We start from the raw sequence: 19,390 nt of genomic DNA, 5'->3' as shown, positions 1-19,390 counted from the left end.
AGGACAAACGCGAGGACGGCCGGACCAATCTCATCCCCGGTTCAAGCCAAGGGGCCTGCGGTCCCGGCCGTCCGCACTCCGGCGGATGGCCATCCGCCGGAGTGCGCACAGATCATCCAACAATCAGTGCAAATTGAACATGCAAGGGGCTTGTCTCGCCGATCTACTAAGTGAAATGTTGCGTGTGACGTTAAATAACGCGCTCCGCCCAGTCCACACTTTTACAGCAGCGAACTGTTGTCCAGTTGTCGCCCGCCTCGCTGAGGGAGAAAAGTGGTTTCCCGATATCTAAGAGAAAACTGGTGCTGCCGAGTGGGATTGAACCACCGACCTCACCCTTACCAAGGGTGTGCTCTACCACTGAGCTACGGCAGCAGGACCAGTACCCGTGCGAGCCGTGTGGCTCAATCGCGAGAACGGGGGGCTATTGCCACAGCTTGGCGGCCAGCGCAAGCCGCAAATTCCAACTTCGCGTCGATTGGGATGAAGGGACTTTTGGATTGGCGCGAATTCGGCTAATCCTGTCGCATGAATGAAAAGACCGAAACCGGCCAGCAGAGCCGCAAACAGGCGATCGAAGCGCAGGCGAAATTGCGCCGCGAACGCGCCGCCGAAAAGCTCAGGGAAAATCTGGGGCGACGCAAACAGCAGGTCCGCGCCCGCCGTTCGGGCCAGGCCGACGAAACAAATGGGCTGCCCGCCGCAAAAATGGACGAATCGTAATGTTCCGTCCGTCGCGAATTGAAGCGTGTCGAGAAATCCCCTAAACACCTCACTCCTTATTCCAAGGCAGAACTTTCAGGAAAGGCGGGCTCGGCCCGTAAGCGCACATGGATCGTATCAGAATCGTCGGCGGTAATGAGCTGAATGGCATCATTCCGATTTCCGGCGCCAAGAATGCCGCACTGCCGCTGATGATCGCCTCGCTTCTGACCAGCGATACGCTGACGCTCGAAAACGTGCCGCATCTGGCCGATGTCGAACTGCTGATGCGCATCCTCGGCAATCACGGCGTCGACGTCGCCGTCAACGGCCGCCGCGAGCGCCAGGAAGATTCCTATTCGCGCACGATCCATTTCACCTGCCGCACCATCGTCGATACCACAGCATCCTATGAACTGGTCTCGAAGATGCGCGCCTCCTTCTGGGTCATCGGCCCGCTGCTGGCGCGCGAAGGCCATTGCCGCGTTTCGCTGCCGGGCGGCTGTGCCATCGGCACGCGCCCCGTCGATCTCTTCATCGAAGGCCTGACGGCGCTCGGCGCGACCATGGAGATCGATGCCGGTTATATCAACGCCAAGGCGCCTGCCGGCGGCCTGATCGGCGCACGCTACACCTTCCCGAAGGTTTCCGTCGGCGCCACCCATGTGATGATGATGGCGGCAACGCTTGCCCGCGGCACGACTGTCATCGGCAATGCCGCCCGCGAGCCTGAGGTCGTCGATCTCGCCAACTGCCTGAACGCCATGGGCGCCAAGATATCGGGCGCGGGTACTGCGACGATCACCATCGAAGGCGTCACCTCGCTCTCCGGCGCCCGCCACCGCGTCCTGCCGGATCGCATCGAGACCGGCACCTATGCGATGGCCGTCGCCATGGCCGGCGGCGACGTCGTGCTCGAGAATACCGATGTGGCGCTGCTCGAGACCGCGGTGGAAACGCTGCGCCGCGCCGGCGCGGAAATCTCGTCGACCAACAATGGCATGCGTATCAAGCGCAACGGCGCCGGCATCAGACCGGTCGATATCGTCACCGATCCTTTCCCGGGTTTCCCCACAGATCTGCAGGCGCAGTTCATGGCGCTGATGACCCGTTCTTCCGGCGTCTCGCATGTCACCGAGACCATCTTCGAAAACCGTTTCATGCATGTGCAGGAGCTTGCCCGCCTCGGCGCCAGGATCTCGCTGTCCGGCCAGACGGCGAAGATCGAGGGTGTCCAGCGCCTGCGCGGCGCGCCTGTCATGGCGACCGATCTGCGCGCCTCCGTCTCGCTCGTCATCGCCGGCCTTGCCGCCGAGGGCGAAACCACGGTCTCCCGCGTCTATCACCTCGACCGCGGTTTCGAGCGGCTCGAGGAGAAGCTGACCCGCTGCGGCGCCATCGTCGAGCGCATCAGCGAGTAAGCACCGTTCATCCCGGTTGCGTAATTGGTCGCCGCGCCTTATTTCCCTTGTCTGACGCATCGCCATTCCGGCGGTGCCCGGCTTCGGCCGGTAATGGGATGAGGCTGAATGACCGACCTGAAACTTGTTGCGCTCGATAACGAGGATCTTGCGATCATGTCCGCGCATATGCAGGACAGCGTCTTCAAGGTCGGCGACATCGACTGGTCGCCGCGTGACGCGCAGTTCGCGCTTGCCGCCAATCGTTTCGTCTGGGAAGGTGCCGAGCGCAAGCGCAAGGGTTTCGAGCGTCGCCGGGCTGCCCTGGTCTTCAAGCGCGTGCTGGCCGTCCGCTCGCTCGGCATCGATCGTGGCAAACGCGACGAGGTGCTGTCGCTGCTGGCGCTGCGCTTCGAGCAGAAGGGCGAGGGGCCGGAGGGCACGATCGAGCTGTCGCTGTCCGGCACGGCCTCGATTGCGCTCGATGTCGAATGCATCGAGGTCCAGCTGGCCGATATCGGCGGTGCCTGGGAGGCTTCCTCCAAGCCTCGTCACCGCTAATGCATGTCGCCCGGAAGTGTGCAGCGGTTCCGGGATAACGACATGCATAAAACAATGAGTGTTTGACGCCCTAAAGTTTGAGCATCGCAGTTTCAAGTTGAGAAGGAATATCGGCCTTGGCAATCTGGCTGGATCAGGCATCGGAAGGTTTCGAGCAGCATTTTGCCGCCTTTCTGACGACGAAGCGTGAAGTCTCCGAGGATGTGAACATCGTCGTTCGCGCCATCATCGATGACGTGCGCGCCCGTGGCGATGTGGCGCTTGCCGAATATTCGCTGAAATTCGACGGCATCGATTACGCCACCGTCCCGATGCGTGTCACAGCTGACGAGATCGACGCCGCCGTCGAGGCGGTGCCTTCGGAAGTGCTGGGGGCGTTGAAGCTCGCAGCACTGCGCATCGAATCCCATCATCGCCGGCAGCTGCCGAAGGACGATATCTACGAGGACGACCTCGGCGTCAGTCTCGGTTCGCGCTGGACGGCGATCGAAGCGGTCGGGCTCTATGTTCCGGGCGGCACGGCGAGCTATCCAAGCTCGGTGCTGATGAATGCCGTGCCGGCCAAGGTCGCCGGCGTCGATCGCATCGTCATCGCCGTTCCTGCCACCGGCGGCGCCGTCAATCCGGCGGTGCTTGCCGCCGCCAAGCTTGTCGGTGTCACGGAGATTTACCGTGTCGGCGGCGCCCAGGCGATCGCGGCTCTTGCCTATGGCACCGAGACGATCGCCCCGGTCGCCAAGATCACCGGCCCCGGCAATGCCTATGTCGCCGCCGCCAAGCGCCATGTCTTCGGCACCGTCGGCATCGATATGATCGCCGGCCCCTCCGAGGTGCTTGTCATTGCAGACAAGGAAAACAATCCGGATTGGATCGCAGCCGACCTCTTGGCCCAGGCCGAGCACGACGTCAGCTCCCAGGCGATCCTGATCACCGACGATGCCGCATTCGGCAAGGCGGTGGAGCAGGAGGTCGAACGCCAGCTGAAGACGCTGAACCGGGCTGAGACGGCGGCAGCAAGCTGGCGCGATTTCGGCGCGGTCATCCTCGTTTCCGATCTGAAACAGGCCATTCCGCTGGCAAACCGTATCGCTGCCGAGCATCTGGAGCTCGCCGTCGTCGATCCGGACCGGCTGCTCGACGGCATCCGCAATGCCGGCGCGATCTTCATGGGCGCCCATACGCCTGAGGTCATCGGCGATTATGTCGGCGGTTCGAACCATGTTCTGCCGACGGCGCGTTCGGCGCGCTTCTCATCCGGCCTTTCGGTGCTCGATTTCGTCAAGCGCACCTCGATCCTGCGCCTTGGGCCCCAGCAGCTCCGCACCCTTGGCCCGGCGGCGATCGCCCTTGCCGTTTCCGAAGGCCTCGATGCCCATGCGCGATCGGTCGCGATCCGCCTCAACCTCGAAAGGTGAGGGCATGGCGAAGGGCGAATTCCGGCTTTGCGACGTCGTCCTTGACGATACGATCGGCCGTTCGACGCCCGATGTCGAGCATGAACGCGCGGTCGCCATCTTCGATCTGATCGAGGAGAACAAGTTCGAGCCGCTCGGCCATGTCGGCGGACCTTACCGGCTGAACATCTCGCTGGTCGATTCGAAACTGGTTTTTGCCATCACCACCGAAGAGGGCGGCGGCGTCGCCACCCATATCCTGTCGCTCACGCCCTTCCGGCGGATCGTCAAGGATTACTTCATGATCTGCGAGAGCTATTACGAAGCGATCCGTTCGTCGACGCCGAGCCGCATCGAGGCGATCGATATGGGCCGGCGCGGCATCCACAATGAAGGCTCGCAGACGCTGAAGGATAGGCTGGCCGGCAAGATAGAGGTCGATTTCGATACCGCCCGGCGCCTTTTCACGCTGGTCTGCGTGCTCTACTGGCGCGGATGACGGCAATGGAGCGCGCCGCCGATGTCGAGGAGGGAAAGCGGCCAGGCGCCATCCTCTTCATGTGCGGGATGAATGCCATCCGCTCGCCGATAGCCGAAGCGATCGCCCGTAGCATTCTGCCGGCCAACACCTATATCAGGTCTGCTGGCGTTCGCGCCGGCGAGCGCGATCCCTTCGTGGATGCCGTGCTCGATGAAATCGGGCTTTCCCTCGGGCGCCGCCAGCCGCAGACGCTGGAAGAACTCGAGGACGATTACTTCGATCTGATCATCACGCTGTCACCGCAGGCCCATCATGCAGCACTTGAGCTGACCCGGTCGAATGCGGTCGATGTCGTCTACTGGCCGACCATGGATCCGACGGTTGCAATCGGAACGCGCGAGCAGATTCTGGAGAGCTATCGCGAGGTCCGCGATCATCTGGCCGGCCTCATCGAAAGCCGGCTACTCAAACGAAATGGCATTGCCGCGCAATCGGCATGAAAACAAATAAAGGAAAGCCTGATCAACGAGGTTCACAAACCTGCGTTGATTGTGTAGTTTCCGCCCAAATTTTAAAGGCGCGCGCTGCGCTGCCTATTCAACCCACAGGAAGAAAACACTTATATGCCTAAAGAAGAAGTCCTCGAATTCCCGGGAATCGTCACCGAACTTCTGCCGAATGCGACGTTCCGCGTGAAGCTCGAAAACGAACACGAGATCATCGCCCACACCGCCGGCCGCATGCGCAAGAACCGCATTCGCGTTCTCGCCGGCGACAAGGTGCTTGTGGAAATGACGCCCTACGATTTGACCAAAGGCCGTATCACCTACCGTTTCAAGTAAGTTTGCCCGAAGGTCCTGCAAGGGTTCTTGCTCCCGTCTGCCGATGGTCGAGGTTCCATGGCGCTGAAATACAAGCTCATTCTGGCCTCAGGCTCGCCCCGGCGCGTCGACCTGCTCAACCAGGCCGGCATCGAGCCCTCGCGCCTGATGCCGATGGATATCGACGAGGCGCCGAAGAAATCGGAGCATCCGCGTTCGCTTGCCCGCAGGCTTTCGGCTGAGAAGGCCGAAGCCGCCCTTGCCGCCATCAAGGGCGATATCACCTGGAAGGGCAGCTATATCCTGTCTGCCGATACGGTGGTCGCCGTTGGCCGGCGCATTCTCGGCAAGGCTGAGTTCGCTGACGAGGCGTTGAACTCGCTGCATCTCCTCTCGGGACGCAACCATATGGTCTACACCGGCGTTTGCCTGGTGACCCCGGATCGCAAGGTCCGTCAAAAGATCGTCGAGACCAAGGTGCGCTTCAAGCGTCTCTCCGGCTTCGAGATCGAGAACTACCTGGCCTCCGGCCAGTGGCGCGGCAAGGCAGGCGCCTACGGCATCCAGGGCCTCGCCGGCACCTTCGTGCAGAAGATGGTGGGCTCCTACACCAATGTCGTCGGCCTGCCGCTTTATGAAACCATTCTGCTTTTGACCGGCGAAGGCTTCGATGTGCATAGCCGGTGGCCCGAGGGCTGAGCCCGACGGCCGATGCTTAAAGTGCGTCACGATTTTTCAGATCCGCGCGTCGCGCTTTAAGGCTTTGTTTTTACGCATGTCGTTGTCGCAAGACCGCTACACACTTTTACGCGACATGCTTTAGGACGGACCGATATGCCTGAAGACAAGAAACCGGCCGCCAAGGTCGAACCGCTGCGCAAGACGCGCCCTTGCCCCGAATGCGGCAAACCTTCCCACCGCGAGCATTACCCCTTCTGCTCAAACCGCTGCCGCGAGGCCGATCTCTCCCGCTGGCTGACCGGAGCCTATGCCATTCCGGTTGCCGACGACGAGACGAAGGCTGATTATCCGGATGAGGAAAACTAGAGAATTCCGCCCGCGAAGCTCTTATTTTTCCTCATGAATCCGCAAAGCCGGCAAGACCATCAAAAAAGAGTCATTTGACGCTTGCCATGGGCGAACAAGATGCTATAACCCCGCTCGCTTCCGGGGTGAACCAAGGCCCCACGGTTCTTTTTCGAAAAGGGACCATCGGAAGCAGGTTAGCCCAGGTAGCTCAGTTGGTAGAGCAGCGGATTGAAAATCCGCGTGTCACTGGTTCGATTCCGGTCCTGGGCACCACTGCTATCACGTAGTTTTCATTGTATTTTTTTATATCCGCATCATCGATGCGCGCGGGCATCCGATCGAAAGAACCTGCAGAATTTCACAAATATCGCCATTGGCAATATCATTGTTGAAAAATAATTCGCTTTCAGCTATATTTGGCTCATGAAAAGGATCGCCTACAGCAAGGCTGCCGCGAAGGCACTCCGCAAGATGCAGCCGAAGCGCGCAGCGGCGATCGTCGCCAAGGTCGAAGCCTTCGCCAACGGCGAGACGGTCGACCTCAAGAAGCTGCAAGGCAGCGAATTTTTTCGAATTCGTGTCGGGCAGGACCGCGTCATCATCGACGATCAGACCATGCAGGTCCTCGTCATCAAGGCCGGCCCACGCGGCGACGTCTATAACGAATAGGAGACCACCATGGGTGAAATCCAGAAACTGACTATCGACGGCAAGGGGTACGTGCTGCTTTCCGAAGACGACTATCAGGACCTTGTCGACGTCAGCGACGCGCGTGCCGCAAAGGCGCGTATCGACGCTGGCGAAGAGACCTGGCCTGAAGACGTCGTCAAGGCGCTGATCGCCGGTGAAGATCCTGTCCGGGTGTTCCGTAAGCATCGCGGCATGAGTATCAAGGAGCTGGCTGAAAAGTCCGGGCTCTCCCAGCCCTACCTTTCCGAAATCGAGACCGGAAAGAAGGAGGGCTCCCTGGACGCACTCAGGTCGATCGCCAGCGCGCTGGACGTCGACCTTGACGATGTGGCTTGATGCATACGCATCCCCACATGGGAGGACTGATGAGCACCGACGATCGTGAATTCGCGAATGCCGCATTCCGCAACATGTTGGACCTGTTCATTACACCGGAAGTAACGATCGGCAGCCTGCGCTTGAAGACGTAGACGCGCCGGGCGGCCACGTTGTGATCGAGCTTACTGTTTTTCGAGCCGTATCCCTTTGCCCCACTTGGGGAGGCTCCCTCGTCCAAAAATATGATCCCGCCCTCCTGATATGCAGGGCCAGAAGGCGGCCAACAAACCCCTCAGTTTGAAGGGTTAGTGTCGCCCTTTCAATGTCTTCGCCAGCATCTCGCTCAGTGTTGCCGCCGAGAGCATGGATTCGGCCAAAAGCTTCTTGAGCTTCTGGTTCTCTTCCTCCAGTGCTCTCAACCTTTTGGCATGGAGACCGACATTTCCGGACTGCAAGGATTGCCACCGATAGAAGGTCGGCTCGCTGATCCCGTGCTTGTGGCAAACATCTGCCACCGTCACTCCGGCTTGGTGCTCCTTCAGAATACCGGTAATCTGGTCGTCGTCGAATTTTCGCTTGCCCATCACGGTCTCAGTCCTCGCGAAATGCTCTGTTGAAACTGTCGAGGAGTGGTCTGATGGCATAAAGCGCCACGCTGCTTTTGCCGGTTTCGATCAGTGTCTGTGCGGGCATGCCGGCGACCAGCTCGACATCTTTCATTTTCGCCAACCGCTCGTCCGTTACACGGATCGTCGCGGCAAAGTAGGGCTGGCCGCTCTGCGGATCGGTGAGACGGTCCGCTGATACATACTCCACTTGACCTTTCAGGAGTGGAACGCGCCGCTGATTGTATGGAAGGAGGTGGACCTGTGCCTCGAGCCCGGCATGGACAAGATTGATGTCTTCCGGTCTGACGTGGGCAGACACGACAAGGCGATCGGAGCGCGGCAGAAGATCGACGAGCGGTTCACCCGCGCCGATCACCCCACCTGATGTGTGGATGCGCAGGTTCATGATTGTTCCATCTTCGGGAGCACGGATATCGGTCCTTGAGAGTTGGTCGTCGATCGCCAGCAAACGCTCGCGCAGTTGCATGATCCGGCTCTCCGTATCGCGCATGCCTTGGGCGACTTCGCTCAACCGGTCGCTCTCAAGCTTTGCGAGATCGGCCTGTGACCCGCTGATCACCTGGTAGGCGCGAGAGATCTGTGCCTCGACTTGACCCTGCTGGCCATCAAGGTCTGCTTTTTCCCGCTGGAGGTTGAGAAGTCTGCTCCTTCTTTCCAGTCCTTTGGCGCTGAGGATCGTAACCTGATCTAGTTCTTGGCTCGAGATTGTCGCTCTGTCGGCCAGTGCTGCCTTCTGCGCGCCAAGTCCGACGATTTCTTGCCGCACCTGCGCGATCTTTTCGTTGGCGATCTGAATTTCCGCCTGCATGACCCGGCGACGGGCTTCGAAGATTTTCTGTTGCCCGATCAGAATTGCGCTGACCGAGGGATATCTGTCCATTGCTCCCCTGAGATCCTCAGGATAGGCGACATGGTCGCCGCCCGTCTGCTCCGCAAGCAGGCGGGCGCGGCTTCCTTCGGCGTCCCAAAGTTGCCCTTGAATGCTGTCGCGCTCCGAGCGGGACTTCGTATCGTCGAGCTCTATCACGATTTGCCCGCCCATGACCGCATCGCCGTTTTTAACGAGTATCCGTCGGACAATCCCGCCTTCCAGATGCTGAATGGTCTTGCGGCTGGACTCCGGTTCGACGACGCCGGATGCGATCGCAGCGCTTTTCAGTGGCGCCAGGACCGACCAGATTCCCAATCCGACTATGAAGACCAGGATCAACAAGTTCCCCGTCCAAACAACACCTCTGAGCCCCGGCATGGGCGAAGGGGGGGCGGGTCCGCGCTGTTTCGACTCGATCACCGGCAAATAGGCCGTCTGTTGCCTGGCCGTCGCTGTCGATCGTGGAACCAACTGCGGAGCCGTCCTTGACGAATTTGAAAATCTCGCCGGCGTTGCGTCCAGTTGAACAAGGGCCATGGCAGCGTTTCTCCCTATGTTCCTGTTCGAGACGGTGGTTGAAGATAGGTTTCGTAAATCCGCTCGCTGTCGCCGACGGCAGCCACCGTCCCGTTACGCATGATGGCAATCTTGTTGGTGACCGGCAGGATCCCCATCCGGTGAGTTATGATAACGACGGTCATCCCCCTGGATTTCATGCGTTCGATTGCCGTGAACAGCATGCGTTCGCCGTCATAATCCAGGCTCGAATTCGGATCGTCGAGAACGATCAGGGACGGATTTCCATACGCCGCCCGTGCCAGTCCCAGCTGTTGGCGCTGAGCTCGAAGGAGCAGGTTTCCACCTTCACCGATATCGGTCTCGTAGCCCTGGGGCAGCCGCATGATCGCGTCGTGCAAGCCAACCAGCTTTGCGGCGTCGATCGCTTTGCCGGGATCTCCTCCGTCCAGCCGGCCGATCACATCCTTGATCGCTCCGCCGAAAAGTTCGATGTCCTGCGGCAGGTATCCGACGTGGCGGGTTCCCCCGCAAAGGCGCAGAGCCGAGATATCCACCCCGCCGAGAAGAGCACATCCGCTCGTTGCTTGCACAACGCCTGCTATGACGCGACCGAGTGTCGATTTTCCCGATCCCGACGGACCGATGAGCGCTATGCAATCGCCGGGTGCGAGGCGCAATGTGATGCCTGTCAATATCGGCCGATCGGCGAATGGCTTGATATAGCTGACGTTATCGAGAACGAGGCCATTGGGTTCCGGTAGCGGCACCATTCGGGCATCGTGTTCAGATGCAACTGATATCAGCATTCTGTTCAAGCGATTGAAGGCACTACGCGCAAACGTAAAGGAGCGCCATGCACCTATTGCGCCCTCGATTGGTGCAAGCCCGCGTCCGAGCAGCAGGCTCGCAACGAAGATGATCCCGGCACTGCCATTGTTTGCGAGCACCAGCCAGGTGGCGGATCCCATCATGAGGATCTGCGCGAGGGTGCGGATCGATTTGGAGAAACCAAGAATGATCTCCGTCCGATGCATCGCGATGTCCTGCGCCCTTCTTGCCATTTCCGCATCGCGATAGACGATCAGCGCTGCGCCATCCTGCATGCCCATTGCCCGGATCACCTCGATGTTTTTGAGGGCGGTCGCAAATCGGATATAGCTCCTCGAAAGGGCAAGATTGGCGTAGGCAAGCGGCTCTCTCGTCGCCAGGTCCGTCAGGAACGCAAACAGCAGAAGTGCAAGCGCGCTCAGAAGACCGATGGTCCCAAGCAGCGGATGAACAAGAAAGAGCAGGAACAGGAATACCGGTGCCCAGGGAACATCAAAAAAGAGCGAGCTAGCCGGTGAATCGAGGAACTGGCGTAGTGCGGCCAGGTCCCTGTAGCATTCCGTGGCGGCTCCCGTATCGGCGCGAGCGGCATATTCGAACGATGCTGTCAGCACCATGGGCCGCAGCCTGTGGTCCAGCCAACTGCCGATGCGCGAAAGAGCTGCTCTGCGCACGATATCCAGCGTGGACCCGACCATCACGCCGATGGCGATGATCATCGTCAGCATCAGGAGCGTATCAGCGCTTCGGCTCGACAGGACCCTGTCATAGATCTGCAGGAGATAGATGGACGGCGCGAGAAGAAAGAGATTGTAGCCGCAGCTATAGAGGAAGACCAGCCCGAATGCCCCGGCACAAGCCCGGAGCGCAACAACAAGCTGTGTCGGCGGGCGCGGTGGCTTTATGGAAATTGTTGTCATTATCAGATCTCGCTGCACTTGATACTGACAAGAAGAGGCTGCTTACCTTGAGGGCCGCCGGCCGAAACCAGCGGCCCTTGAGGTCTGAGTTCAGGAGCCGAGATGGTCGACGTCGATATGGCCGAAGGCGTTTATGAAGTGATCGAGAGAATTGTTCACCGTCGTCGTTTCGGGATCCGTGTGAACCAGAGCTGACGAGATATCGCCGCCCAGAGCGTTGTTTCCGTTGCCGCCGTTGCCGCCGACGCCTGCGAGGATGGTCGCATGCTGATCGGCCAGAAGCTGCGTATATTGTGTCGCGGTCGTCGCCGCATTCACGGTAGCCGTGTCGCCGCCGCTCGAGTTTCCTTGGCTGCCGTTGGAGTGGGAATCTCCCCCCGCGCCGCCGTCGCCGCTGTTCGTGACCGCCGCCAGGAAGCCGTTCTTGGCCTGAGCAAAGCCACCGTCTCCGCCACTGCCGGCGTCCCAACCTGCCTTCTGCCAAACGTGATCGCCATTGTGCAGATGGGTATCCGCCCCGTAGACCGTTTGCACGGGGTCCACATATGCAACCGGGTTGTAGTTGATGTTCCCATCGTTGTGGCCATCTCCGCCGTTGCCGGCCTTCGCGTCACCCGCATCCGGGTTGTTGAGATGAATCGTGTCGGATATCTGTGGAATAGGCATTGATGTCACTCCTTCTACTTCGTTTCATCAGTGTTACTTTTACGGCGTGGGTATCCAGCATGTCACCGCCAGCCAATACAACCGCAGTCAAATACTGCCTGCGATTTAATCTGTGAACTATCTAGATATTCGGTGATGTTCCTTCGGATGTATACTTGCAGGTGACGAAGCGTTATTTTTGATTAGTACGAAGTGATTTGAGGCCGGATGGCATTGTCATGATCATGTCTGCGACCTCGTCGAAACGACGCCGCTTTTCGAAACAACGGCCGCCCAAGCGAACCGACTGCATTCCGGGCTTCTGATCAGGCTGCGCTTGGCGGAGGAGACCCCCGCTTGGAGCTGAAAAGCTTTCATGACCCGCCGCGAGAACGAGGGTGCAAGATGTAGGGCCTCTAACCCAAACGGGGATTGAGTGCTCGCAAACTCGCACAACGGGCGCTGCGGTCATGACGGCCAAATGGCTACAGAACTAGCCGATGGGATGTAGACGAATTGCAGGCTCTGCTTTTCTGACGTTCAGAGGCACAATGCCTGAACAATTCAGGCTGCATGGCGCCGCACGCTCGGTGGACGTGCGGTTGACCGCGGATGGAGACGGTAATGGCGGAAACTCGTTCCTTATTGGAAGACTTGCCCAAGGCGGGCACCGATCAACACCTCGCCTCCAATGTGGCCGCGGGACATCTGGCGCTGGTGCCGACTTGGCTTCCATTGGATGTCGCTTCCGGTCCAAGCTCTAATTCAGCCGGCAGCGGTGGTGACGGGATAAGCGAAGGCGTGATCAGCAGCAACGCGTTGGCCGTTTTCATGCCGTCCAATGCCGCTATTGCGGGACCTCATTCGGGTGCCGACGCTTTCCAGGGCAATGATGCGCTCATCAATCAGCATCCCACCGAAATGGCCGGGATAGGCGGGAATGGCGGAAGCGGCAATGTTGCCGTCGGCAGCGGCGATGGCACCAATCATGCCGGCACCGGGGGCAGTGGGCTTTTCTACGGTGGACTCGTAAGCACCGAAGTCGCGCTGTTTGCCCCCGTCAATACCGCCGTGGCTGCAGGCCCCGGCGCGACGGCTCACGCTGACCAATCGAACAACGCCCTGTTCCTGCAGGGCGCAACCCAGATCGGCGGCATGGGCGGCTCGGGCGGAGACCATAACGTCGCGAGCCATGGCCCGTCGATGAGCCCGGGAACTGCGCTCACATTGACCGGCGACTTTTATGCAGGTCATGGTGGCGATGGATATTTCGTCGGCACTATGGTTGACGTGAGTATCGCTATCTTCTCGCCGATCAATATCGCCATCGGCGCCGCGGGCGGCTCGGCGGAGGCCCATCAGACAAACAATGTCATTTTCGATCAGGGAGCTGTGCAGATCGCAGGCATCGGCGGCAATGGCGGTGGCTTCAACCTGTCGTCAGACACGATTTTCACCGGCAACCATGCGCTCGGCGGTGGCGGTGACGGGGTCGGATCGTCAACCGGCAGCATGGTCGATGTCAATTTCGGCTATTTCCATCCCATCAACATTGCCGTTCCCGCCGGTGGGACGGCGGACGCCCAACAGGTCGACCATGTTCTCTATGATCAACATGCGCTCCAGTTGGCCGGCATCGCAGGCCACGGCGGAGACGGTAACCTCACGGACGCCCATTCGGCTCTCGTAGACGACATTCTGAGCTTCATGCATAGCTAGAGCCTTTCCATTTTTCTTCGAAGCACGGAAATGCTCTCTTTGTTTCCACGCAATTCCGGACGCAAAACCGCAATGCACTTTTGCTGGAATTGCTCTGGCGGATAGCCTCCCCACTTGCATTGCGGAGGCTCAACTGCACGAAACCGTTCTTTGTGCCATTTTCAGGCCATATGTTGAACGCTTCCTCCACCGGGCTCTCGTCTTTTGGGCCGACATGGCACGCAACGGTCGGCTCACTGAGATTCCGAACATTCCCCAATGACCTCATCCGCATTGTCGCCGATTTCGGCCGCCAGGGGCCGTGACCTCCGGCCGCTATCGGTCGGTGCCGGCGCAGTGCTGTCTGCGGGAGAACAATGCTAACGGGTATTAATGCGTCATTAGAGCACAGTTTCACTAATCATAACGGGTAGTCAGCGATCTCAGGCTTTTGTCGCTTTTCGCGTTTGTCATTTTGCTGTCAGGTCTGCGACTGCTTTGAATTGAGATATGGAAACAAAGCCGAGCCGATCGGCAGCTCGTTATGTCCAATGGCGCTTTCCGAAATGGGTCTGTAGCAGATTGGCTGCCTTTTCAGTGCCTTTGAAAGCTTTGTTGACCCGCTTGCCGTACGTGAATTCGGCGAAGGCTGGAAAGTCTGCAGCGACAAGTCGAACCGGCAGGACTTCATGAAAAATCTCTTTAATGTGCTTTGCAATCCCAGTTATCTATCATTGATATTTTATAGACTATAAGAATTATCATGAGATGTCAGACTATTAATATCTGAAATACACTCACTTTTTCTCATGACATGTAGTGAGAACAGGAATAATATGAATAGCTGTTGCGTTGCAAATATTCGTGGGGAGCACGCAAGTGTCCGACATTACTGGAACTAGGCGCCGTATCGGGCGCAATGCACCAACTGTGATCATCATCGAGCATTCTACATTGGCGCGCACCACCGTGGTGAAGCTTCTTGAGCGTGAACTCGCCGGATGGAACGTTATAGATTTGATCTCGACCGAGAGTCTCGAGAGTGCTCTTGGAGCTGAGGTGCGTTTGATTGTATTGGGCCTGGCTGGCAGAAGTGTTGAGAGCACCAGCCTGCGTGATGATCTCGCGGCGATTGCTGCACGTTTTCCTGAGACTCCTGTCACGTTGCTCTCAGGTACGGATGACGCCATCATGGCCCGTCAGGCACTCAAGATGGGCATCCGCGGCTTATTCTCGACTTCACTTCCCGTTGACATTGCTCTTGCCGGTCTTCGTCTCGTTCTGGCAGGAGGAACATTTTTCCCGCAGCTATTGGGAGCTGGTACAGCAGGCTCAAACGAGCATAGTCCGGCCAGAAATGAAGCCGAAAAGAGCTTGGATGATAGGACGCAGTACTTGGCGATTGCTGAGTTCACTCCCCGGGAAGCGGATGTCCTCGCAGAGCTGCAATGCGGCTGTTCAAATAAGGTCATTGCAGGAAAACTCAATTTGTCGGGGCATACGGTGAAGATGCATCTGCAACACATCATGCGCAAGCTGCAGGCGCAGAACCGCACTGAAGTGGTTGCCCGCTTAATTCAAAGAGCCGCCGGTGAGCCAGACGCCTCGCCGAGTTAGGTGGTGTCGCCAGTACCGGCGGGTATCGGCGTGCCTTCGTTTCAACGGGTCTCATATCGTGATGCCTTGATCGGAACCGCGAGTCCGGCCGTCCGTTACCCTTTGAGGAATGGAGGACATGGACATGCGCAAGAGAAAAGCCATCGTCGAGGCGGCGCTCGAATCCGAGTACGAGCGCCAGGCGCTCGGGATCATGAATACGGAGCAAGCTTTAAAGCTTGAGGATTCCGATGGCCTTGTCTTCAGTCATCCGGATAAAGAGGCCGGCGTGACGGATCATTTTGTTGATCAAGATGAACTGCGCCGATTGGTGCGGCGGCCAACGTCGCCGCTTCCGGTTTTGCAATCGCGGGGTCGTGCCGCACGTTCGTCCTGAACGTCAGGCAATCATATAGCCGCCGTCCACCGGCATCGATATCCCGTTCACCATGGCCGCCTCATCGGAGAGCAGGAAAAGAACAACCTCGGCAATGTCTGCCGGCTCAGCGAAGCGACCGACCGGAATTCGCTTCATCATTCCCGCGGCCTTTTCGGGATCGCTCCATGCCTTCACCGCCATTGGCGTCAGCGTCACCGTTGGGTGGACGCCGTTGGTGCGGATGCCGTGAGGCGCAAGCTCCTTGGCCATGACCCGCGTCAAGCCATCCAACCCGCCCTTCGATGCACAATAGGTCGCGTGATCGGGGATGCCGACGAAGGATGCGACCGACGAGACATTGACGATGGCGCCCTTGCGGCCGTCCTTGATCAGCGAACGGGCATATTCCTGAGCGACGATCATCGGAGCACGCGTGTTGACCGCGACGAGACGATCGAAGGCTTCGACTGTTGTCTCCAGGAACGGCTGGAGTTCGGTCGTGCCGGCGCAGTTGATGAGGAAATCGGCGGGAAGGGCAGCGATGACAGCCTCTCTGGTCGCATCGGCGTCTGCGAGATCGACCTGGATTGCCCGGCAGCCGGGCTCCACTCGCAGCGCTTCGACATCGGCAGCACTCCGGGTCAGGGCCGCGACCTGCGCACCCCGTTCGGCGAGCATCCTTACAATTTCGCGTCCGATGCCTTTTCCGGCACCGGTCACGATGACCGTCTTTCCTTTGAAGTCCATGGGTCGTCCTCCTACAGTCTTTGGCCTGTTTCCCGATCGAAGATGTGTGCACGTCGGGGATCGATATGGAAGTACATTGTCCGTCCGGGATCCACCTCGATGCGCTCGCGGATCAGCGCGTCGATCGGCACGCCTCCCGTGCGGCCAAAGATCAATGTCTCCGAACCCGTGGGCTCGAATACCGATACCTCCACAGGAACGCCTTCCTCGCCGATCGTGATATGCTCCGGCCGGATGCCGTAGGTAACGGCTCTTCCTTCATCCGCATTTGTATCTGCCATCGGAAGGGTGATGCCCTGGTCGGTGACGACGATCTTCCTGCCGTCGCGGGTGGCTATGCGGCCCTCAAGGAAGTTCATCGATGGGCTGCCGATGAAGCCGGCGACGAAGAGGTTAACCGGGAAGTCGTAGAGATCGAGAGGCTTGCCGATCTGCTCGACCCTGCCGTCGCGCATCACCACGATCTTGTTGGCCATCGTCATCGCCTCGATCTGATCGTGCGTGACGTAGACGGTGGTGGTCTTCAGCCGCTGGTGAAGCTCCTTGATCTCGACGCGCATGGTGACGCGGAGTTTGGCGTCGAGGTTCGACAATGGCTCGTCGAACAGGAAGACCTTCGGATCTCGGACGATGGCACGACCCATCGCCACGCGTTGACGCTGTCCGCCCGACAGTTGCTTCGGATAGCGGTCGAGATAACGCGTCAGATCGAGGATCTCGGCCGCCCTGCCGACCTTCTCGTCGATCTCCGCCTTCGGACGTTTGGCCATCTTCAGCGGAAAGCCCATATTCTCGGCGACCGTCTTGTGGGGATAGAGCGCGTAGCTTTGGAAGACCATCGCGATGTCACGCTCCTTTGGAGGGGCGTCGGTGACGACACGGCCGCCGATCCGGATGTCTCCGCTGCTGACCGTCTCCAGCCCGGCGATCATCCGGAGCAGGGTGGACTTGCCGCATCCGGAGGGACCGACCAGAACGACGAATTCGCCGTCCTCGATGTCGACGCTCACGCCATGCATGACCTGAAGAGAGCCATACTTCTTGGTGACGTCGCTAACCTGTACGTTTGCCAATGTCGTTCTCCTAAAGCAGCATGCAGAAATTTAAAGTGCTACAGCGTCCTTTGCGCGTCTGAGAAGACGCGCGGCGCTGTAGTGTTTTGGTGTTGTTGACGGAATTCATCGGCTCATCCCTTCCAGACGACATAGGCGCCAAGGACCGCCGAGATTGCCGCCGCAAACCATACCGAAGGCCCGAACGGCTCGATGAACCGCATCCAGAACAGCGAGAGCGCGACCCAGATCACGATCGAGATGAAGAGCCGGTCGAACCAGTTCGTTTCGATCGGCAGAAATCCCGGCTTGCGTTCGTTATTTCCTGATTGAGACGTCATCGTTTCATCCTTTCACGGCGCCGAAGGTCAGGCCGGCGACGATGTGACGCTGGACCACCGAGAAGACGATGAGCGCCGGAACCAATGTGAGCATTGAGATCGCGGCCATGATGCCCCAGGCCGTCCCCGTCGTCGTCACATATTCAGACAAGCCGGTGGTCAGAGTCCGCGCATGGAAGTTGGTGAGCGTCGCTGCCAGCAGGTATTCGTTCCACGCAAACACCCAGGTGAGGATCAGCGTCACCGCAAGTCCGGGCCGTGCCAAAGGAAAGATGATATCATAGAGGACGGTCCATGGGCTCGCGCCGTCCATGTAGGCCGCCTCGTCCAATTCCTTCGGAATGCCTTCCACGGTCGGACGCAGCGTCCAGATGGCGAAGGGAAGGTTGAAGGAGCAATAGACCAGGATCATGCCCAGCTTGGAATCGGCGAGCGAGAAGTCGCCGATCCTGTAGACCTGCGTCAGCAGCAGGAAAAGCGGCAGGAGGAAGACCGCCGGCGGCGCCATGCGGTTGGTGATCGTCCAGAAGAAGATGCTTTCCTTGCCGGCGAGGTCGAAGCGCGTCAGGGCGTAGCAGGCAAGGAAGCCGAGCGTGGTGACGAGCAGCGCGTTGCCTGACGAAATGATCATCGAGTTGAGCATGTATCCGCGCAAGGTCGGATTGGTCAGCACGTCCTGGTAGTTCTTCCAGAAGAAGCTCCGGAGAATGACATCGGGCGTCGAGAACAGGTCGAAGGGCTGTTTCACCGATATGACGAAGAGCCAGTAAATCGGGAAAAGGGTCGCGAGGCTTATCAAGGTCCACAGGACGACCGGAAGCCAGGGAAAACGGGTCTTCATCGCATCAACCTCTCTTCACGCGGGGCGCAATCAAACCGACATAGAGCAGCCAGCAGACGACGATGGTGAGGTAAAGGACGATGACGGAGATCGCCGAACCGTAGCCGTAATTCGTCTTGGGAAAGACTTCCCTGAAGATATGGACGCCGATGTAGCGCGTCGAAGAACCCGGACCGCCGCCGGTCAGCATCAGGACTTCGTCGACGGTGCGCAGCGCGTCCATCAGCCTGATGAACACCGTGGCGAGCAGGGCCGGGCGGATCAGGGGGAGCGTGATGTGCCAGAAGATCTGGCTTTTGCCGGCACCGTCGATCTGCGCCTGCTCGAAGGGGTCTGATGGAAGCGAGACGAGTGCGGCGATTAGCGAGAGGGTGACGAGCGGCGTCCAGTGCCAGATGTCCATGATGACAGTGACGGTGAAGGCCGCGACAGCGCTCTGGCCGATATTCAGATCGTAGCCGAACCAGCTCCTCAGAAGATAGGGAATGATGCCGATGGACGGGGTGGTCATCAGCTTCCAGACTGAGCCGACGATGATTGGCGCCATGATCAGCGGCAGCGTATGGATCGTGCGAAACACCGCTTTTCCGGGAAAATCCTTGAGCAGCGCCTGGGCGAGGATGTAGCCAAGGACCAGCTCCGACACGACCGCGAAGAAGACGAATGTCAATGTGATGCCGAGCGATGCCAGGAACTGCGGGTCGAAGACGAGCCGCCGATAGTTCTCAGCCCAGTTGAAAATCATGCCCGGATTGGCCGCGAAGGGATTCCATGAATGGAAAGAGACCCAGAGGACGTAGATGAAAGGAAAGATCCCGAACAGTCCGAGGATCACTATGGTCGGTGACAGCAACAGCCACCCGAGCTTCTGCGAATGCATCGCCTATCCCCCATTGAACGTTATGTGGACGTCCGCTCCATCTGGGAA

At 59.0% G+C, this 19,390-nt stretch carries 22 protein-coding genes, 2 tRNA genes and 1 pseudogene; 15 read left to right on the top strand and 10 right to left on the bottom strand.

The features are described 5' to 3' along the window. Window positions 1-300: 300 nt before the first annotated feature. Window positions 301-375: transfer RNA gene (locus AC1ECN_RS03620), tRNA-Thr, on the bottom strand. 153 nt (window positions 376-528) lie between these two features. Here AC1ECN_RS03620 and AC1ECN_RS03615 point away from each other — a divergent pair. The 12 genes from AC1ECN_RS03615 to AC1ECN_RS03560 all read left to right on the top strand — a co-directional run bounded on the left by AC1ECN_RS03615 (window position 529) and on the right by AC1ECN_RS03560 (window position 7,414). Then, window positions 529-723 (top strand): hypothetical protein, encoded by a 195-nt coding sequence (locus AC1ECN_RS03615; RefSeq protein ID WP_003556333.1) that lies wholly within the window; start codon window positions 529-531, stop codon window positions 721-723. Between the two features lie 107 nt (window positions 724-830). Then, window positions 831-2,123, top strand: a complete 1,293-nt coding sequence (murA, locus tag AC1ECN_RS03610; protein WP_003545312.1) for a UDP-N-acetylglucosamine 1-carboxyvinyltransferase — start codon at window positions 831-833, stop codon at window positions 2,121-2,123. A 108-nt stretch (window positions 2,124-2,231) separates the two neighbouring features. Beyond that, window positions 2,232-2,663, top strand: a complete 432-nt coding sequence (locus AC1ECN_RS03605; RefSeq protein WP_012755989.1) for a DUF2948 family protein — start codon at window positions 2,232-2,234, stop codon at window positions 2,661-2,663. A 116-nt stretch (window positions 2,664-2,779) separates the two neighbouring features. Then, entirely contained in the window at window positions 2,780-4,078 is a 1,299-nt protein-coding gene (gene hisD / locus AC1ECN_RS03600; protein WP_130671922.1) for a histidinol dehydrogenase, read from the top strand. A 4-nt stretch (window positions 4,079-4,082) separates the two neighbouring features. Continuing rightward, complete coding sequence (locus tag AC1ECN_RS03595; protein ID WP_018072486.1) at window positions 4,083-4,556, top strand: UPF0262 family protein; 474 nt, start codon at window positions 4,083-4,085, stop codon at window positions 4,554-4,556. Then, the gene (locus AC1ECN_RS03590; protein WP_018072487.1) at window positions 4,553-5,038 is read left to right on the top strand and encodes an arsenate-mycothiol transferase ArsC; all 486 of its coding nucleotides are present in this window, start codon (window positions 4,553-4,555) and stop codon (window positions 5,036-5,038) included. Before AC1ECN_RS03595 ends, AC1ECN_RS03590 begins: the two co-directional genes overlap by 4 nt. Window positions 5,039-5,161: 123 nt before the next feature. Then, on the top strand, window positions 5,162-5,380 hold the full coding sequence (infA, locus tag AC1ECN_RS03585; RefSeq protein WP_003545338.1) for a translation initiation factor IF-1: 219 nt from the start codon (window positions 5,162-5,164) through the stop codon (window positions 5,378-5,380). Window positions 5,381-5,437: 57 nt separating this feature from the next. Next, a complete protein-coding gene (locus AC1ECN_RS03580) occupies window positions 5,438-6,058 on the top strand; it encodes a Maf-like protein (protein ID WP_003545339.1) in 621 nt (206 codons plus the stop codon). 135 nt (window positions 6,059-6,193) lie between these two features. Beyond that, the gene (gene yacG / locus AC1ECN_RS03575; RefSeq protein WP_018072488.1) at window positions 6,194-6,406 is read left to right on the top strand and encodes a DNA gyrase inhibitor YacG; all 213 of its coding nucleotides are present in this window, start codon (window positions 6,194-6,196) and stop codon (window positions 6,404-6,406) included. A gap of 179 nt (window positions 6,407-6,585) precedes the next feature. Beyond that, window positions 6,586-6,661 (top strand) — tRNA-Phe (locus AC1ECN_RS03570). 150 nt (window positions 6,662-6,811) lie between these two features. Continuing rightward, on the top strand, window positions 6,812-7,057 hold the full coding sequence (locus AC1ECN_RS03565) for a type II toxin-antitoxin system RelE family toxin (protein ID WP_130671923.1): 246 nt from the start codon (window positions 6,812-6,814) through the stop codon (window positions 7,055-7,057). 9 nt (window positions 7,058-7,066) lie between these two features. Then, on the top strand, window positions 7,067-7,414 hold the full coding sequence (locus AC1ECN_RS03560) for a helix-turn-helix domain-containing protein (protein WP_003545376.1): 348 nt from the start codon (window positions 7,067-7,069) through the stop codon (window positions 7,412-7,414). A gap of 302 nt (window positions 7,415-7,716) precedes the next feature. On the opposite strand, the pseudogene AC1ECN_RS03555 reads toward AC1ECN_RS03560, so the two are convergent. The 4 genes and pseudogenes from AC1ECN_RS03555 to AC1ECN_RS03540 form a co-directional block, all read right to left on the bottom strand. Next, window positions 7,717-7,980: pseudogene (locus AC1ECN_RS03555) on the bottom strand (transposase); the annotation flags it as partial. A 7-nt stretch (window positions 7,981-7,987) separates the two neighbouring features. Beyond that, window positions 7,988-9,433 carry an HlyD family type I secretion periplasmic adaptor subunit gene (locus AC1ECN_RS03550; protein ID WP_130660885.1) on the bottom strand — a complete coding sequence of 482 codons (1,446 nt, stop codon included), beginning with the start codon at window positions 9,431-9,433 and terminating at the stop codon, window positions 7,988-7,990. 14 nt (window positions 9,434-9,447) lie between these two features. After that, the gene (locus AC1ECN_RS03545; protein WP_027689564.1) at window positions 9,448-11,163 is read right to left on the bottom strand and encodes a type I secretion system permease/ATPase; all 1,716 of its coding nucleotides are present in this window, start codon (window positions 11,161-11,163) and stop codon (window positions 9,448-9,450) included. A 90-nt stretch (window positions 11,164-11,253) separates the two neighbouring features. Beyond that, on the bottom strand, window positions 11,254-11,829 hold the full coding sequence (locus AC1ECN_RS03540; RefSeq protein WP_018072494.1) for a hypothetical protein: 576 nt from the start codon (window positions 11,827-11,829) through the stop codon (window positions 11,254-11,256). A gap of 603 nt (window positions 11,830-12,432) precedes the next feature. On the opposite strand from AC1ECN_RS03540, the gene AC1ECN_RS03535 reads away from it, so the two are divergent. From AC1ECN_RS03535 to AC1ECN_RS03525, 3 genes are all read left to right on the top strand, one after another. Further along, window positions 12,433-13,527 (top strand): hypothetical protein, encoded by a 1,095-nt coding sequence (locus AC1ECN_RS03535; RefSeq protein WP_018072495.1) that lies wholly within the window; start codon window positions 12,433-12,435, stop codon window positions 13,525-13,527. Window positions 13,528-14,358: 831 nt separating this feature from the next. Further along, window positions 14,359-15,123: a response regulator transcription factor gene (locus AC1ECN_RS03530; RefSeq protein ID WP_024320986.1), complete on the top strand. Its 765-nt coding sequence runs from the start codon at window positions 14,359-14,361 to the stop codon at window positions 15,121-15,123. A gap of 118 nt (window positions 15,124-15,241) precedes the next feature. Continuing rightward, window positions 15,242-15,499: a hypothetical protein gene (locus tag AC1ECN_RS03525; protein ID WP_018072498.1), complete on the top strand. Its 258-nt coding sequence runs from the start codon at window positions 15,242-15,244 to the stop codon at window positions 15,497-15,499. Between the two features lie 3 nt (window positions 15,500-15,502). Here the strand turns inward: AC1ECN_RS03525 and AC1ECN_RS03520 are convergent, their stop codons facing one another. The 5 genes from AC1ECN_RS03520 to AC1ECN_RS03500 all read right to left on the bottom strand — a co-directional run bounded on the left by AC1ECN_RS03520 (window position 15,503) and on the right by AC1ECN_RS03500 (window position 19,342). Further along, window positions 15,503-16,228 (bottom strand): SDR family oxidoreductase, encoded by a 726-nt coding sequence (locus tag AC1ECN_RS03520; RefSeq protein WP_477952215.1) that lies wholly within the window; start codon window positions 16,226-16,228, stop codon window positions 15,503-15,505. 11 nt (window positions 16,229-16,239) lie between these two features. After that, window positions 16,240-17,301: an ABC transporter ATP-binding protein gene (locus tag AC1ECN_RS03515; protein ID WP_018493710.1), complete on the bottom strand. Its 1,062-nt coding sequence runs from the start codon at window positions 17,299-17,301 to the stop codon at window positions 16,240-16,242. A 113-nt stretch (window positions 17,302-17,414) separates the two neighbouring features. Continuing rightward, entirely contained in the window at window positions 17,415-17,621 is a 207-nt protein-coding gene (locus AC1ECN_RS03510) for a DUF2160 family membrane protein (RefSeq protein WP_003556377.1), read from the bottom strand. Between the two features lie 4 nt (window positions 17,622-17,625). Further along, window positions 17,626-18,462, bottom strand: coding sequence for a carbohydrate ABC transporter permease (locus AC1ECN_RS03505; protein WP_003556379.1), 837 nt, complete (start codon window positions 18,460-18,462; stop codon window positions 17,626-17,628). Window positions 18,463-18,466: 4 nt separating this feature from the next. Further along, window positions 18,467-19,342, bottom strand: a complete 876-nt coding sequence (locus AC1ECN_RS03500) for a carbohydrate ABC transporter permease (RefSeq protein WP_003545408.1) — start codon at window positions 19,340-19,342, stop codon at window positions 18,467-18,469. Window positions 19,343-19,390: the final 48 nt, after the last annotated feature.

Source organism: Rhizobium sp. 01N447_2 (assembly GCF_056399245.1).
This window is presented reverse-complemented; position numbering and strand designations above follow the sequence as displayed.

What these genes read in the sequence shown, in the direction of transcription:
- AC1ECN_RS03545 (WP_027689564.1), bottom strand. Translation starts at nt 11,163, where the DNA reads ATGACAACAATTTCCATAAAGCCACCGCGCCCGCCGACACAGCTTGTT.
- AC1ECN_RS03615 (WP_003556333.1), top strand. Translation starts at nt 529, where the DNA reads ATGAATGAAAAGACCGAAACCGGCCAGCAGAGCCGCAAACAGGCGATC.
- AC1ECN_RS03550 (WP_130660885.1), bottom strand. Translation starts at nt 9,433, where the DNA reads ATGGCCCTTGTTCAACTGGACGCAACGCCGGCGAGATTTTCAAATTCG.
- AC1ECN_RS03505 (WP_003556379.1), bottom strand. Translation starts at nt 18,462, where the DNA reads ATGAAGACCCGTTTTCCCTGGCTTCCGGTCGTCCTGTGGACCTTGATA.
- AC1ECN_RS03510 (WP_003556377.1), bottom strand. Translation starts at nt 17,621, where the DNA reads ATGACGTCTCAATCAGGAAATAACGAACGCAAGCCGGGATTTCTGCCG.
- AC1ECN_RS03590 (WP_018072487.1), top strand. Translation starts at nt 4,553, where the DNA reads ATGACGGCAATGGAGCGCGCCGCCGATGTCGAGGAGGGAAAGCGGCCA.
- AC1ECN_RS03565 (WP_130671923.1), top strand. Translation starts at nt 6,812, where the DNA reads ATGAAAAGGATCGCCTACAGCAAGGCTGCCGCGAAGGCACTCCGCAAG.
- murA (WP_003545312.1), top strand. Translation starts at nt 831, where the DNA reads ATGGATCGTATCAGAATCGTCGGCGGTAATGAGCTGAATGGCATCATT.
- AC1ECN_RS03525 (WP_018072498.1), top strand. Translation starts at nt 15,242, where the DNA reads ATGGACATGCGCAAGAGAAAAGCCATCGTCGAGGCGGCGCTCGAATCC.
- AC1ECN_RS03540 (WP_018072494.1), bottom strand. Translation starts at nt 11,829, where the DNA reads ATGCCTATTCCACAGATATCCGACACGATTCATCTCAACAACCCGGAT.
- infA (WP_003545338.1), top strand. Translation starts at nt 5,162, where the DNA reads ATGCCTAAAGAAGAAGTCCTCGAATTCCCGGGAATCGTCACCGAACTT.
- AC1ECN_RS03500 (WP_003545408.1), bottom strand. Translation starts at nt 19,342, where the DNA reads ATGCATTCGCAGAAGCTCGGGTGGCTGTTGCTGTCACCGACCATAGTG.
- AC1ECN_RS03535 (WP_018072495.1), top strand. Translation starts at nt 12,433, where the DNA reads ATGGCGGAAACTCGTTCCTTATTGGAAGACTTGCCCAAGGCGGGCACC.
- AC1ECN_RS03595 (WP_018072486.1), top strand. Translation starts at nt 4,083, where the DNA reads ATGGCGAAGGGCGAATTCCGGCTTTGCGACGTCGTCCTTGACGATACG.
- yacG (WP_018072488.1), top strand. Translation starts at nt 6,194, where the DNA reads ATGCCTGAAGACAAGAAACCGGCCGCCAAGGTCGAACCGCTGCGCAAG.
- AC1ECN_RS03580 (WP_003545339.1), top strand. Translation starts at nt 5,438, where the DNA reads ATGGCGCTGAAATACAAGCTCATTCTGGCCTCAGGCTCGCCCCGGCGC.
- AC1ECN_RS03560 (WP_003545376.1), top strand. Translation starts at nt 7,067, where the DNA reads ATGGGTGAAATCCAGAAACTGACTATCGACGGCAAGGGGTACGTGCTG.
- AC1ECN_RS03605 (WP_012755989.1), top strand. Translation starts at nt 2,232, where the DNA reads ATGACCGACCTGAAACTTGTTGCGCTCGATAACGAGGATCTTGCGATC.
- AC1ECN_RS03520 (WP_477952215.1), bottom strand. Translation starts at nt 16,228, where the DNA reads ATGGACTTCAAAGGAAAGACGGTCATCGTGACCGGTGCCGGAAAAGGC.